Genomic DNA, 14,042 nt, shown 5'->3' on the forward strand with positions numbered 1-14,042 from the left:
CGTGCACGCGGGCATCGCGGGGCTCGCGACGCCCGCCGACGAGGCGGCGCTCGCGTCCGTGCCGCACCCCTTCGCGCGGCTCGTCGCGCAGGGCGACGCGTCCCTCACGCTCGGCGCGGCCTTCGGGGGCGGGCCGGGCGTCCTGTTGATCGTCGGGACGGGCTGTGTGGCGCTGTCGCGCGGTCAGGACGGCGTGGTGCGGCGCCGCATGGGCTGGGGCTTCCCGCTGGAGCAGGGCGGCGGCTCGGACCTGGGGCTCGGCGCCGTGCGGCTCGGCCTGTCCGACTGGGAGGACGGGCGGGACACGCCGCTCGCGCGGCCCCTGCGCGAGGAGTTCGCGACGCCGCGCGCCCTGATGGAGTGGGCGCGCGGACGCGGCGGCGGGGACTACGCGCGCTTCGCGGGCCTGCTGTTCGACGCGGCGGACGCGGGCGACCCGCGCGCGCGCGAGGCGGTCGGGGCGTGGCGCGCCCGCTGCCTCGCGCTCGTGGAGAGCCTCATGCGCGAGGGCGGCGCGGAGACCGTCTGCACCTGGGGCGGCCTGTCCGCGCGGCTCGGCTGGCAGGAGACGGAGCCGCGCTGGCGCGCGCCCCTGCTGCCGCCGCTGGAGTGGGCGGCCAGGCTCGCGGGCCTCGAGGCCGTGCGGCACTAGAACCAGCGCAGGCGGCGGAACAGCAGGCCCAGCAGGATGGAGAACCCGAACGCGATCCCGAGGACGATGAACAGCGCCTCGGGATTCTTCTGGAAGGGCAGCGGCACGTTCATCCCGAAGATGCTCGTCACGAGCGTCGGGATGGCCACGAGGATGGTGGTGATCGTCAGGATCTTCACGACGGCGTTCACGTTGTTGCTGATGACGGACGCGAAGGTGCCCACGGTGGACGTGAGGATGTTCGTGCTGATGTCGGTCATCTCGATCGCCTGGAGGTTCTCGATGAGGACGTCGTTGAGGAGGTCCTGGTCGTCCTCGTAGAGGTCGAAGAGCCGCTCGCGCTTGAGGCGTTCCATCATGAGCTCGTTGCTCTTGAGGGCCGTCTTGAAGTACACGAGGGACTTCTCGAGCTTGAGCAGGTCAAGGAGTTCCCTGTTGCGCGTGGCGTGCTCCAGGCGGTCCTCGGCCTGGTCGATGGCCTTGTCGATGCGGCGCAGGTCGATCAGGAAGCGCTGCGCGGCGCGCAGGAAGATCTGGAGGGTGAGGCGGTTCTTCTTGGCGGTGCGGACCTGCCGCACGAGGCCGCCCGTGACGTCGCGGATGGTCTGGTTGTCCTGCGCGCAGACGGTGACGAGGCAGTGGTCGGTGTGCAGGATGCCGAGCGGGACGGTGTCGTAGGGGATGTCGCTGTCCTCGCCGAGCCGCTGGGACGTCTGGAGGACGATGAGCAGCTGGCCCTCGTCCTCGCGTTCGAAGCGGGAGCGTTCGTCCGGGTCGAGGGGGTACTGGAGGAATTCGAGGGTGAGGCCCGTCTCGCGGCTGACGCGGGCGAGTTCCTCGGGGGTGGGCGCGACGACGTTGATCCAGCAGCCGTCGGTGTAGGTGTCGACGGTGCCGAGCTTCCCGCCGATGGAGCGGTAGTAGGTCAGCATGCTCGCTGCCCCGCGTGGTTCAGGTGTGTGTGGCGCATGGCGGCCTCCGGAGGTGTGGCGCGAGGACGGGCTGACTGGGCGGTTCGATCTCGGCGGTCGGGGCTGTCGTCACGTTCACCACCTCCTCTCGGGCCCACGGCGTGGGCGTGCCTGCGCGGGGCCGGGCGCCCCTGGAGCGCCCGGCCGGGTGGGAGCGGCTGGGCTCCCGTGGCCCTCCAATGCTAGCGGAGGGCGGCGGGCAGGACAAGATGAAGATTCCCTCTAGGCATAACCGCCCTAGACAGGGGCGACATCAGGCTGCGCGGCGCCCCTCAGACTGTGCGCATGGACTGCCAAGCGACCCTGCTGCTGCGGCTCGAAGGCCCCGTCCAGCACTGGACCTACGGCCTGCCCGAGGGCATGAACAGCGACCTGCTTCCGGAGCTGCACGCCCTGCCCTCCAAACGCTTCGTCCTGTCGCTCGTGTGTCAGGTCATGGGCCTCGGACGGCGCGATCCCAGGCAGGTGCCCCTGCTGGACCTCCGGCTCGGCGTGCGCGTGGACCGCCCCGGTCACGCCGAGATGGAGGCCGCCGGAAGGCGCGTCACCGTGAGGGACGCGTCCTTCCTCGTCGGGCTGGAGCACCACGACCGGAAGGTCCTGTTCGACCTGCAGGAGGCGCTGCGCACGCCCCGGCGCCTGCCGGGCCTCGCGCGGCGCGTGCCGCCCAGCGTGCCGCTCTACGTGGCCGGCGGTCTGCACGGCACGCACCTCACCGAGAGCCTCCAGCGGCACCCGGCGGACCTTCCGGAGGGCCGCCCCCTGACCTTCGTGGTGGAGGACGGTGCGTACGTGCCCCTGCAGCATCGGCCCGTCGGGGGCGTCGTCCTCGACCAGCCGCGCTGGTGCGTCCGGACCGGCCCGGTCGTCGCGCGCTACGTCCTGATGTGGCGGCAGACCCTCGAACCCCGGGACGCGGTCCGGGAGCGTCCGGTCGTCCTTCCGACCCAGTCCTCCGGCGCCGATCCCTGGGACACCTGGGAGGAGGCCCGACCGAGGCGCCCGTGACGCCCGTGTTCGTTCAGCGAAGTTGCAAGGTCCGCCGGGCACGCGCGGGGTAAGCTCAGACATGTCGATCGGCATGACGTCGAGCCGCCCGTCCGGGTCCACCTTCGGACGCCTCTGGGCTGCCGAGGCCCGCCAGAAGGGCCTCACGCTGCTGCTGGGCGTCGTGCTGATCGTGCTGCTGGACGTGCTCATCGCCTGGCGGGTGGAGAACCCGCAGCTCCGGCTCATCGTGGCGGCGCTCATCGGCGCCATTCCCGCCGTGTACTGGCTGTTCGGCGGCTTCGCCGCCTTCGGGCCGCCCACGCGGGAGGCCTGGCCGAGCGAGCGGCCCAGCGGGATCAGGATCGTCCTCGCGAAGTACGCGTGGTTGCTGACGGAGGTGCTGGTCCTCGCGCTGGCCCTGCTCGGCTCGGCCCTGTACTTCGTGTCCGGTACGATTCCGCTCGCCGAGATCCACCTCGGTCCGGACGTGTCGTGGCGGCTCGGGCTCCTGGCGCTCGCCGTGCTGCCCGTTCCGCCCGCCATCGCGCTGCTCGCGAGCGTCGTGGGCCGCACGTCGCGTCTGCGCCTTCTGGGCGGCTTCGCGGTCTTCGTGCTGCTGTGGTGGGTGTACCTCACGCTCTCGGGCGCGACGGGCGGCTGGGGCGCGCTCGGCGAGGTGAGGCTGAGCTTCGCGAGCCTCCCCGAGGAGGTCTGCGTCCGCCCGCAGGGCTGCTCGCTGCAGGTGGACACGGCGCTCGTGCTGCTCCAGCCCGCCTTCGCGGCGGTGCTGCTGTGGATCGCGGGCGGCGCGATCCTGCCCGACCGCCGATCTTGAGCTCTCACCTCACGGGGCTCTATCATGGGGCGTTATGCCCGGACGGCCACGGCCGTCCCACTGGAGGACCACATGGCCGAAAAAGACATCGACAAGCTGCTCTCGCTGACGGACAGCAAGTACCGCCTCTCCGTCGTGGTCGCGAAGCGCGCCATCCAGCTCCGCTCGGGTGCCGCGAGCGTCCTGCCGCACGAGCAGCGCGTGCAGTACCGCAACCTCGTCACCCAGTCCATGCGCGAGCTCGCCACGGGCCGCCTCACCGTCGGTGAGGACCTCATCGACGAGGACCGCATGAACGTCGACTACCAGCGGGCCCGTCAGGCGCAGCTGCAGGCGCAGCTCAACGCCGAGCGCGACCGCGACCGCGACTAGATCGCCGACCAGAACCTCGGCGAAGGCCGAGGTTTCGCCGAGCGAAGCGAGTCGACGTGACGTTGCGCTGGGTTCCGGGCTGTGATCGTGATGTTCCCCCTCCCTTCCAGATCGTGACGCCGGGGGAAGCTCGTGGGTGAGCTTCCCCCGGTTCGCGTGCCGTTTCAAGGAGCCTGCCGCATGAATGAGCCGCTCAGCGCCCGTCGTCCTCTCGCCCTCGTGATCGTGTCGGGGTCCATGGCGGCCGTGAAGGCCCCGATGGTCCTGCGTCGTCTGCGCGAGGCGGGCTTCGATACGCGCGCGGTCGCGACGCGCGCGTCGCTGGCCTTCACCACGGAACTGTCGCTCGCCACGGCGAGCGATCACGCGGTCTTCACGGACGAGACGTGGTTCGCGCCGCGTCCGGAGGCGCAGCACCTGCAGCTCGCGCGTGCCGACGTGGTGGTGGTGGCCGCCGCGAGCGCCGACGCGATCGCGCGGCACGCGGCGGGCCGCGCGGACGACCTCGCCGGGGCGACGCTGCTCTCGACGCGGGCGCCCGTGCTGTGGGCGCCCGCGATGAACCCGACGATGTGGGAGCACCCGGCGACGGCGCGCAACGTGGAGACGCTGCGCGGCTGGGGGCACGCGTTCGTGGGGCCGGTGTTCGGACCGCTGGGCAGCAGCGGGGAGGGCGCGGGCTTCGGGCGGATGGCGGAACCCGAGGAGATCGCGCGGGAGGCGGCGGCCCTCGTGGGCGCGCGGGAGGCGCCGCGTGACCTGGCGGGCCTGCACGTCCTCGTGACGGCGGGCCCGACGCGGGAGTACCTCGACCCGGTGCGCTTCATCTCGAACCCGTCGAGCGGGAAGATGGGCTACGCGGTGGCGGAGCGGGCGCTGGCGCGCGGGGCGCGCGTGACGCTGGTGAGCGGTCCGGTGTCCATTCCCGCGCCCGTGGGCGCGGAGGTGGTGGCCGTGGAGAGCGCCCTGGAGATGCGCGAGGCGACGCTGGCGCGTTTCGAGGACGCGGACGTCGTCGTGATGACGGCGGCCATCGCGGACTACCGTGCGGCGAACCCCTCGGCGGAGAAGAAGCCGAAGTCGAGCGAGGCGCTGACGGTGGAGCTCGCGCCGAACCCGGACTTCTTCGTGGAGATGGGAGCGCGCAAGGGGCGGCGGGTGCTGGTGGGCTTCGCGATGGAGACGCACGCGGGCGTGGAGCGCGCGGCGGACAAGGCGCGGCGCAAGAACGCCGACTTCGTGCTGCTGAACTACCCGACGCGCGAGGGGACGGGCTTCGGCGGGGAGACGAACCAGGTGACGCTGGTGCGCGCGGACGGCTCGTCGGACGCGTGGCCCCTGATGAGCAAGCGCGAGGTGGCCGAGCGTCTGCTGGACGAGGCCGCCAGGTTGTATAATTACGCGCGACCTGTATAATTATTAGTACGCTCCAGAGGGCGCGCCGAACCGCGCATCGGACGGCACCGACCGGACCCCGCACCACGCAGGGTCCATGGAGGACGCGTGATCAGCAAGGAACAACGACAGAAGCGAATCCAGGAAATCATCGCCAAGGAGAACGTCAGCACCCAGGCGGAACTCGTCGAGCGCCTCCGCGCCGAGGGCATCCGCGTCACGCAGGCGACCGTCTCGCGCGACATCAACGAGCTGCGGCTCGTCCGGCTCCCCATCGGCAAGAGCAAGCACCGCTACTCCCTCGCGCAGGTCCAGACCGAGACGGACGTCATGGACGAACTCGGACGGCTCTTCCGCAGCTTCGTCACCGACGTCGACCGCGGCGAGAACCTCCTCATCGTCAAGACCGCCGAGGGCCACGCGAGCGGCGTCGCCTTCTTCATCGACAAGCTCCGCCGCGACGACATCGTCGGCACCCTCGCCGGGCAGGACACCATCCTCCTCGTGGCCCGCACCACCGCGGAAGGCGAGGCCCTCCTCGAGGAACTCCACGCCCTCATGATCGGCTGAGCGGCGCCGTAACTCCCGCGTAATGCCTCCGCACCACCCTCGAGGTGCAAGGAGGCACGTCATGTCCAACCCCGCCCCCCACGACGCCCACGAGGACGCCCACGAAGGCCAGGGCGCGCCGCCCAGGGGCACCCTCTTCGTCAGTGCCGTCGTCCTCACCGCCACCCTGCTCATGTGGTTCCTCGTGCTCGGCATCCTGCAGGGAAGGGCCTGAGCCGTGCGCCACGACGTCATCGAACGCTACGAACTCGGCTGGATGGGCGTCTCCGTGGTGCTCGTCGTGCTGCTCTTCGTCGGCGTGCTCGCCAGCATGATCTCCGACACGCTGCCCGGCGTCGTCGAGAGCCGCACGAGGTTCGTCGACCCCGCCCACCTGGAAACGACGGCCTACGCGAAGCCCGGCCTCCACGAGGAGAACGGTGAACTCCACGCGTACGTCGTCGCGCGCGCGTTCACCTTCACGCCGTCCGTCCTGACCATCCCGGCCGGACGCAGGGTCACGTTCCACTTCACCGCCGCCGACGTGCTGCACGGCGTCCAGATCGAGGGCAGCAACATCAACTTCGAGCTGATCCCCGGACACGAGGGCGTCGCGAGCGCCACCTTCCGCACGCCCGGCACGTACACCAGCGCCTGCAACGAGTACTGCGGCGCCGGTCACCAGAACATGGCCTTCAAGCTCATCGTGGAGAACGCGAAATGACCAGTACCCCCCTCGGCGGTCCCGACACCACCCCCGACGTCCGTGGGCGCGGGCACGGCTACGCCGCGCACCCCCACAAGAAGGTCACGCTCTACTTCCTCGCGACGGGCCTGCTGGCCCTGCTGATCGGCGTGCTGATCGGGCCCCTGCAGGCGCTCAACTACGCGGGCGTCGACGTGTACTCCCACCTGCCCTTCCTGAAGTCCTACTACCAGGGCCTCAGCCTGCACGGCGTGCTCAACGCGCTCGTCTTCACGACGTTCTTCATCAGCGGGCTGCTGCTGTACCTGCCCTGCCGTGAACTCGGCGTGCGGCCCAACCTCATCGTCGCCTGGGGCGCCTACTGGACCATGACGGTCGGCACCGCGCTCGCCGCCGTGCCGCTCCTCACGAACGACGCCACCGTCCTCTACACCTTCTACCCGCCCCTGATGGGCCACCCGCTCTTCTACATCGGCGCGGCGATGCTCGTCGCGGCCAGCCTCGTCGTCGGCATCCAGACCGTCACGATCTGGTGGGGCTGGAAGCGGCGGAACCCGGGCAGGGTCACGCCGATCGTCACGTACATGAGCGTCGCCACGTGGATGATGTGGTTCGTCGCGTCGCTCGGACTCGTCGTGGAGGTCCTCGTCTTCCTCATCCCGTGGTCGCTCGGCATCACCAAGGGCGTCGATCCGCTGCTGGCGCGCACGCTCTTCTGGTACACTGGGCACCCCATCGTGTACTTCTGGCTGCTGCCCGCCTACGTCAGCTGGTACGCGCTCGTGCCGCGCCAGATGGGCGGAAGGATCGTCAGCGAACCCCTCGCGCGGCTCGCGTTCGCGCTCTTCCTGCTGATCAGCACGCCCGTCGGCTTCCACCACCAGTACACCGACCCCGGCATTCCCGCGCTGTGGAAGGTCGTGCACATGCTCCTGACCTTCCTCGTGGCGGTCCCGTCCCTGCTCACCGCCTTCAGCGTCGCCGCCAGCATGGAGTACGCGGCCCGGCTGCGAGGCGGGCGCGGCTGGATCCGCTGGATGGGCAGGCTGCCCTGGAAGGACGCGATCTTCACCGGGCAGGCCCTCGCGATGATCAGCTTCATCTTCGGCGGCGCGGGCGGCATCGCGAACGCCAGCATGGCCATTGACGCGGTCGTACACAACACCGCCTGGATTCCCGGGCACTTCCACATCACGGTCGGGACGGCCACCACGCTGACGTTCTTCGCGGTGAGCTTCTGGCTGCTGCCGCACCTCACCGGGAAGAAGCTCGCGAGCCCACGCGTGGCGCTCTGGTCCGTGTGGTTCTGGTTCGCCGGGATGATGGTGTTCGCGCTCGGCATGCACTGGGAAGGCCTGCTAGGTATCCCGCGCCGCGCGCAGATCTCGGCGGCGGGCCCCGAACTGCAGGCCGTCTACCACAAGGCCGCCGTGCCGATGGCCCTCACCGGCATCAGCGGCATGATCCTGCTCGTCGGCGCGGTCCTGTACTTCGGCGTGATCTTCGCGACGCTGCTCGGACGCCGCGAGGCGGGCGCGCAGGAGGTGCCGGTGCCCTTCAGCGAGCAGGTCGCGGCGGCCGGGAAGGACGGGCGCGTGCACGCGATGACGCGGGTCCTGGAGAACCTGTGGGCGCTGTTCTTCGTGGCGCTCGCGCTCGTGGCGGTGATGTACGGCCCGGAGCTCGTCGCGATGCTGCTCAACCAGCACCCGGTGCCCGGCGCGCGCCTCTGGTAGCCGCGGCCTGACCCGAGAGGGGCCCTCCCACGCGGGAGGGCCCCACGCTCTTCACGCGCGGCGCCGGGGGACGAGCAGCATCACGGCCGCGTACGTGACGACGTGCATGGCGCAGAGCGTCAGCTTCACGGCGAGCGGTACGCCCGCGGCGGTCAGCGGACCCGCGAGGGAGAGAAGCAGGAACGCGAGCGCGACGCCGGGGAAGAGGCGGGCGCGACCGGAGCGGGCGAGCAGGGCGTACACGACGCCCGCGCCGAGCGCCCCGACGAGCGACGTCACGACGACCGCCCCGGCGGTGATGCTCATCTGCTGCGGGCCGACGAGCACGCCGTCGAACAGGGAGCGGGTGAGCAGGAACAGCGCCACGTTGACGGCGGCGGCGAGCACGCCCGCCAGTGGGGCCGTCCAGAGCACGGGGCGCAGGTTCGGGCGGGCGGGCAGGACGGTGGTGGTCATGGGGTCCTCCTGGGTCTGGGGGCGGTGGGCCGGGGCAGGACGCAGGTGACGACGACCGGGGTGGGTGAGGGGCGGCGGGAGCCCGCCACGTACACTTGTCATACTACTACGACTTTTAAAGTGAAGTTGCAAGAGGGAGGGCGGAAGGCCGCGGCCTTCCGCCCTCCCTCCTGCCCTCAGAGCTGCCGGAGGTGCCGGTACAGCGCCTCGATCTCCTCGTCCGTCGGCACGTGACCGCCGAGGCCGGTGCTCCCGAAACGCGGCATCATCGGCGCGAGCGCGCGGCCACCCTCTCCCTTGCCGTCGAGCACCGCGCTCCGGAAGGTCTGCTCGTCCCAGCCCTTCACGAGCCCGGCGAGCTTCGGACCCACGCCGCCCTGCGCCCGCGCGCCGTGACAGCCGCCGCAGTTCGCGGAGAACAGCCCGTCGCCACTGAGGACGGCCACGCGCGCGGGTGCGGGCGTGGAGGCGTCCGAGACCACAATGCCGGGCCGCTCGATGGCGCGGCCCACGACGTACCCGGAGATGGCCGCGCCCACACCCAGCAGGGCCAGCGCGGCGACGACGGCGGTGTTCCTCATGCGACCTCCCACGGGACGCGGCGGCGCCCGACTGCCCGTACCCTCGCGCGCGCGCGTTTCCACGGCATTACGGCGCCCGGCCGCCGAGGCGAGCGCCACGACCGCGACACCCATGACGGGGCCCGTCACACACCGGACCTCGGAACAGACAGGGGCGCACACCACCGACGCGCCGGAGGAAAACGGCCCGGACCAGGGCACTCCCCTTCGGCGTGACGCGATCCGGACCCTGTCGTTCCGACCGCCTGACGACCGGACTCCGGGAGGCCGAGCCGAGCGGCACTCGTGAGCGCGAGCGGCCGGGCCTACCCGTCCTCGCCTCCCACCCGGGTTGCGCCGTGCAGCAGATGAACCGCGTCATCCGCGTGTGCTCGCACGAGTCCGGCGAGGAACGCGAGGCGGTCGGCGTGCAGGGCACGCAGGTCCGGAGGGAGGTTCGTCTCGCAGACGTGGAGGGTGTCGAGGAGCTCGTCGCGTTGCCGTCGAATCAGCGAGACCGCCCGCGCATGGCTGTCCATGAACCAGCGTATGCGGAACGGCCCCGCCGGCGCGAGCGTCACGCTTGTCCTGCCTCCCTGCGGGAGCGTACGCTGAGGACGACTCCCGGTTCGTCCTTCTCGTTCCCATCCCTCCCCGAAAGGCAGGTCCGTATGCGTTCACGGTCACTGGCGTTCAGGGTCGCGTCCATCTGGCTGGTCCTCGCGGGACTCACCCTGCTGTTCCCCGGGGTGGGCAACGTCGTGTTCGACCTGCACCTGCGCAACTGGGGGCTGGCGTCCGAGTACGGCGGGGCGCTGGTCGCGTTCGGCGTGATGTACTGGGTGTTCGCCGGGGACGCCGAGCGGTACGCGCCGATCATGCCGATCATCGCCGCGGGCGGCCTGCTCAACGTGCTCATCAACGCGTACTGGTGGGCGGTGGGGGAGTACACGATGCAGTCGGCGATCTTCAACGTCGTCCTGAACTCCGCGCTGGCCGTGTGGTTCTGGACGCTCCGCCCGCGCGGCGCAGGGTCGGCGCGGACGTCGTCCGTCTGAGCTCGGGTCGACGGCCCGTCCGTCGCCGACTTCCCCTCGACACGTGGCACGAGCGCCGCGAGGGTGCGCCATATCCGCCTTCACGGCAAGCGTCGTGACCGCCGTCCCGCGTCACCCGGTTCGCGGACGGACGGTCACGACGTGTGCGTCCACTCAACACGTCGTCATCGGAATCAACGAACTGTATTCAAACGAACCAAGACGCCTCGACAGGTCCGATCAACGCCTCACCACACGCCACCACTACACTGCCTGCACTCTTCTCTCCATCCGAGGGAGGTTCACGTCATGACGCTCACCTGCCGCTTCGTGCCGGGCACGTCCGACCAGGTCGTCGGACGCCTGTCCCCGAGGGGCCGCCTCGTCCTCCACCCCGTCCGCCCGGCAGGGTCGACGCCTTCCTGCACCCGCAAAGGACATCCGACATGACCAGCTTCATCGAGATCGACGACGAACTCTACAACCTCAACATCGTTCGCAGCCTCAAGGTGCAGGAGGACGCGGACGGAACCTTCCGCATCGTCGTGGGCATCTGGACCGTCGCCGGCGAGGACGGGAAGCGGCGACTCGAGGTGGTGGAGCACGAACTGCCCCGCGTGTTCACCACGAGACAGTCGGCACGCCGCGTGCTCGACAGCCTCGCGGGAAGCACGAAGAGCGTCCTGGTGACGGCGCTCGACCTCACGTCGTGAACTCCGACGCAGCGGTCGACCTCCGAGCGGTCGGGGGGAGCGTCGCCGGGGCGCCACCTCCCGCCGCTCCACGCGCCGCGGGCGAGCGAGGACGCCTGCCGCGGCGCGGTGACGTGCCTGGCGTCGCCTCGTGAAGAACCTTCAGAGAAGTCGGGGGGCAGGGCAGGATTGACGCCGGACGCACTTCATGCGGGTGCGATGCTCACGACTTCCGCGCGGGCCACAATGCCAGGCATGCGCGACCTCACCCGACCCCTCCCGCTGCTCGCGCCCGGCACGACCCGGGGGCCTGCATGACCGCCCCGTCCTCCGCGCTCGAACTGTGGATCGGCGTGGAATGCACGCTCAACCGCGTGCGTGACACCTGGCTCGACCAGCTCCGGGTCTGCGGCCACGATCGCCGCCACGAGGACCTCGCGATGCTCGCCACGCTCGGCGCGCGCCGCATCCGCTACCCCGTCCTGTGGGAACACGTCGCGCCCGACGCGCCCGACCGTCACGACTGGACGTGGACGGACGAGCGGCTCGGGACGCTGCGCGACCTGAACGTGCAGCCCATCGCGACGCTGCTGCACCACGGCAGCGGCCCCCGCTACACGGATCTGCTCGACCCCCTCTTCCCCGAGAAGCTCGCCGCGTACGCCCGCGAGGTCGCCCGGCGCTACCCCTGGCTCACCGCGTACACCCCCGTCAACGAACCCCTCACCACCGCGCGGTTCAGCGGTCTGTACGGCGTGTGGTACCCGCACCACACCTCCGACGCGAGCTTCGTGCGGGCGCTGCTGAACGAATGCCGGGGCACGGTCCTCGCGATGCGCGCCATCCGCGAGGTGAGCCCGCACGCGGAGCTCGTGCAGACCGACGATCTCGGCAAGGCCCACGCGACACCCGCCATGCAGGCCGAGGCGGACTTCCAGAACGAACGGCGCTGGCTCGCCTACGACCTGCTGTGCGGACGCGTGAACGACAAGCACCCGCTGTGGTCCTACCTGCTCGGCGCGGGCGCCACGAGCGAGGAACTCGCGTGGTTCGCCCACAACCCCTGCCCACCCGACGTGATCGGCGTGGACTACTACGTCACCAGCGAACGCTTCCTCGACGAACGCAAGGGGCGCTACCGCGCGCATCACGTGAACGCCACGCATGCCGACGTCGAGGCGATCCGGGTGTACCGGCGGCCCGCCGGGATCGAGGCGCTCCTGATGGAAACCTGGGAGCGGTACGGGCGGCCGATCGCGATCACGGAGGCGCACCTCGGCAGCACCCGCGAGGAGCAGCTGCGGTGGTTCGAGTCGTTCTGGCACGCCGCCGAGGGGGCGCGCGCACGAGGTGCGGACGTCCGCGCCGTGACGTCGTGGGCGATCCTGGGCAGCTTCGACTGGAACACCCTGCACACCAGCTTCGGCGGTCATTACGAGCCCGGCGCGTTCGACGTCCGCTCGACCGTGCCCAGGCCCACCGCGCTCGCGGCGCTCCTGCGGGGTCACGCGGACGGGCAGGCCGGGCAGCATCCCGTGCTCGCGTCACGGGGCTTCTGGGAACGGCCGGATCGGTTCTTCTACCCCCCGGTGGGCGAAGCGCCGGCCACGAGCGAGCGTGAGGGGACCGCCCGACCTCTGCTGATCCTCGGCGGGGGGCGGCTCGGCCGGACGGTGCGGCGGCTGTGCGAGGAGCGCGGCCTGGAGCATCGCCTGCTGCGCTGGGACGAACTCGACCTCACGGACGCCGCGGCCGTCCGGGCCTGGCTGGACCGACACGACCCCTGGGCGATCGTGAACACCGCCGGGTACGGCTGGATCGACCGGGCGCAGCAGCTTCCGGGCGTGTTCTGGCGCGCCACGGCGGTGGGGCTCGCGGTGCTGGCGCGCGCCTGCGCGAGCCGGGAGGTGCGGCTGCTGACCTTCTCGTCCGATCAGGTGTTCGCCGGGGACCGCGACACGCCGTACCACGAGGGGGACCGCGCCGCGCCCCTCAACACGTACGGGCGGGCGAAGCTGGAGGCCGAACGGCAGGTGCTCGCGTTCCACAAGGAGGCGCTGGTGGTGCGGTCGAGCGCGTCGTTGTTCGGCTCGGCGGACCGAAGCGGGGTGCTCGGCAGCGCCCTCGCTTCTCTGCGCGCCGGACGGACGTGCGAGGTGGACGGCGCGCACCGCTGCTCGCCGACGTACCTGCCGGACCTGGTGCACACCAGCCTCGACCTGCTCGTCGACGGGGAGCGTGGCGTGTGGCACCTCGCGAACCAGGGCGCGTCGAGCTGGGCGGACGTCACGCGCCGACTCGCGCAGTTGCTGAACCTCCCCGGGGACGGCGTCCTCGACACGCCGCGCGAGACGCTGGAGTGGAGGGCGCCCCGGCCACGCTTCAGCGTGCTGCGCAGCGAGCGGGGGCTGGTCATGCCGTCGCTCGAAAGCGCCCTGGAGCGGTACGCCGCCGACGCCGCCGACTGACACGCGCCGCGCCGGCGGCGCGTCGTCCCGGACGCCGGGCTCCACGTGGACGCGGAGCCTCTCTCCTCGAATGAAGGGGCTCGGCGCGCACCTGAACGAACTCTTTGGCCTGTCCGCGCTGCCAACGGTGTGATCTCTGAACGCGTCTACAGGTCGGTCCAGGAAACGGCACCGCGGGCACGGATAGATTCCGGGTGGGGCCAGCCGGCCCACCTTCCATCTCTTTCGAGGAGCGCACTATGACGACCGACCGACCGGCTCCGACCGAGTCCGGAGAACGACCCTCCACCTCCGCGCTCGTCGTCGTGGACACGCGCGTGTACCGCGGCCCGAACGTCTTCTCGTACGACCGGGTGGTCCGGGTCGTCCTCGACCCGGACGCCCTGACGCGCGTGACGAAGGACGTCACGCGCGACGTCGCCCTCCGCCTGAAGGACCTGCTGCCCGACGTCCCGGATGGCGGGGAGGACGAGTCGCTCACCCGGACGCTGGAGCGGACGGCGACCGCCCTGCAGACGCTGGCGGGCAGCGCCGTCACGTCCGCCTCGCTCCGTCCGGTCCGTCCCGACGGGCACGGGGACGCGGCCCTCGTCCCGTACCGCGAGGAGCGGCTCGGGCAGCTC

Annotated in this window: 16 protein-coding genes and 1 pseudogene; 13 read left to right on the top strand and 4 right to left on the bottom strand. The window is 71.1% G+C overall.

The features are described from left to right. Nucleotides 1–652, top strand: a 652-nt coding sequence (locus DEIPI_RS34960) for a hypothetical protein (protein ID WP_045235283.1), incomplete at its 5' end; no start/stop codon positions are given. Here the strand turns inward: DEIPI_RS34960 and DEIPI_RS0126565 are convergent. Then, nucleotides 649–1,584, bottom strand: a complete 936-nt coding sequence (locus tag DEIPI_RS0126565) for a magnesium transporter CorA family protein (RefSeq protein WP_027483783.1) — start codon at nt 1,582–1,584, stop codon at nt 649–651. The genes DEIPI_RS34960 and DEIPI_RS0126565 overlap by 4 nt on opposite strands. Nucleotides 1,585–1,908: 324 nt before the next feature. Here DEIPI_RS0126565 and DEIPI_RS0126570 point away from each other — a divergent pair, with 324 nt between their 5' ends. The 8 genes from DEIPI_RS0126570 (at nt 1,909) to DEIPI_RS0126605 (ending at nt 8,206) form a co-directional block, all read left to right on the top strand. Continuing rightward, the gene (locus DEIPI_RS0126570) at nt 1,909–2,631 is read left to right on the top strand and encodes a Cas5 family CRISPR-associated protein (RefSeq protein ID WP_027483784.1); all 723 of its coding nucleotides are present in this window, start codon (nt 1,909–1,911) and stop codon (nt 2,629–2,631) included. 61 nt (nt 2,632–2,692) lie between these two features. After that, nucleotides 2,693–3,448 (top strand): hypothetical protein, encoded by a 756-nt coding sequence (locus DEIPI_RS0126575; protein ID WP_027483785.1) that lies wholly within the window; start codon nt 2,693–2,695, stop codon nt 3,446–3,448. 72 nt (nt 3,449–3,520) lie between these two features. Continuing rightward, nucleotides 3,521–3,820 carry a DNA-directed RNA polymerase subunit omega gene (locus DEIPI_RS0126580; RefSeq protein ID WP_027483786.1) on the top strand — a complete coding sequence of 100 codons (300 nt, stop codon included), beginning with the start codon at nt 3,521–3,523 and terminating at the stop codon, nt 3,818–3,820. A 180-nt stretch (nt 3,821–4,000) separates the two neighbouring features. Next, nucleotides 4,001–5,236: a bifunctional phosphopantothenoylcysteine decarboxylase/phosphopantothenate--cysteine ligase CoaBC gene (gene coaBC, locus DEIPI_RS0126585; protein ID WP_027483787.1), complete on the top strand. Its 1,236-nt coding sequence runs from the start codon at nt 4,001–4,003 to the stop codon at nt 5,234–5,236. 87 nt (nt 5,237–5,323) lie between these two features. Next, entirely contained in the window at nt 5,324–5,785 is a 462-nt protein-coding gene (argR, locus tag DEIPI_RS0126590; RefSeq protein WP_027483788.1) for an arginine repressor, read from the top strand. Between the two features lie 61 nt (nt 5,786–5,846). Beyond that, nucleotides 5,847–5,999 (top strand): hypothetical protein, encoded by a 153-nt coding sequence (locus DEIPI_RS38525; protein WP_157464144.1) that lies wholly within the window; start codon nt 5,847–5,849, stop codon nt 5,997–5,999. Between the two features lie 3 nt (nt 6,000–6,002). Then, the gene (locus DEIPI_RS0126600) at nt 6,003–6,488 is read left to right on the top strand and encodes a cupredoxin domain-containing protein (protein WP_027483789.1); all 486 of its coding nucleotides are present in this window, start codon (nt 6,003–6,005) and stop codon (nt 6,486–6,488) included. Then, nucleotides 6,485–8,206: a b(o/a)3-type cytochrome-c oxidase subunit 1 gene (locus DEIPI_RS0126605; protein WP_027483790.1), complete on the top strand. Its 1,722-nt coding sequence runs from the start codon at nt 6,485–6,487 to the stop codon at nt 8,204–8,206. The genes DEIPI_RS0126600 and DEIPI_RS0126605 overlap by 4 nt, the downstream gene beginning before the upstream one ends. A gap of 51 nt (nt 8,207–8,257) precedes the next feature. Here the strand turns inward: DEIPI_RS0126605 and DEIPI_RS34965 are convergent, their stop codons facing one another. The 3 genes from DEIPI_RS34965 to DEIPI_RS0126620 all read right to left on the bottom strand — a co-directional run bounded on the left by DEIPI_RS34965 (nt 8,258) and on the right by DEIPI_RS0126620 (nt 9,803). Next, nucleotides 8,258–8,662 carry a DUF6069 family protein gene (locus DEIPI_RS34965; RefSeq protein WP_045235284.1) on the bottom strand — a complete coding sequence of 135 codons (405 nt, stop codon included), beginning with the start codon at nt 8,660–8,662 and terminating at the stop codon, nt 8,258–8,260. 176 nt (nt 8,663–8,838) lie between these two features. Beyond that, on the bottom strand, nt 8,839–9,243 hold the full coding sequence (locus DEIPI_RS34970) for a c-type cytochrome (protein ID WP_052352057.1): 405 nt from the start codon (nt 9,241–9,243) through the stop codon (nt 8,839–8,841). A gap of 305 nt (nt 9,244–9,548) precedes the next feature. After that, a complete protein-coding gene (locus DEIPI_RS0126620) occupies nt 9,549–9,803 on the bottom strand; it encodes a hypothetical protein (RefSeq protein WP_027483792.1) in 255 nt (84 codons plus the stop codon). Between the two features lie 90 nt (nt 9,804–9,893). On the opposite strand from DEIPI_RS0126620, the gene DEIPI_RS0126625 reads away from it, so the two are divergent. From DEIPI_RS0126625 to DEIPI_RS40760, 4 genes and pseudogenes are all read left to right on the top strand, one after another. Next, the gene (locus DEIPI_RS0126625; RefSeq protein ID WP_027483793.1) at nt 9,894–10,280 is read left to right on the top strand and encodes a hypothetical protein; all 387 of its coding nucleotides are present in this window, start codon (nt 9,894–9,896) and stop codon (nt 10,278–10,280) included. 425 nt (nt 10,281–10,705) lie between these two features. After that, complete coding sequence (locus DEIPI_RS0126635; protein WP_027483794.1) at nt 10,706–10,972, top strand: hypothetical protein; 267 nt, start codon at nt 10,706–10,708, stop codon at nt 10,970–10,972. Nucleotides 10,973–11,265: 293 nt separating this feature from the next. Then, entirely contained in the window at nt 11,266–13,419 is a 2,154-nt protein-coding gene (locus DEIPI_RS0126640; RefSeq protein ID WP_027483795.1) for a family 1 glycosylhydrolase, read from the top strand. A 239-nt stretch (nt 13,420–13,658) separates the two neighbouring features. Further along, nucleotides 13,659–14,042 (top strand): annotated as a pseudogene (locus tag DEIPI_RS40760) (hypothetical protein); the annotation flags it as partial.

It is taken from the genome of Deinococcus pimensis DSM 21231, from assembly GCF_000519345.1.
Lineage (GTDB): Bacteria > Deinococcota > Deinococci > Deinococcales > Deinococcaceae > Deinococcus_A > Deinococcus_A pimensis.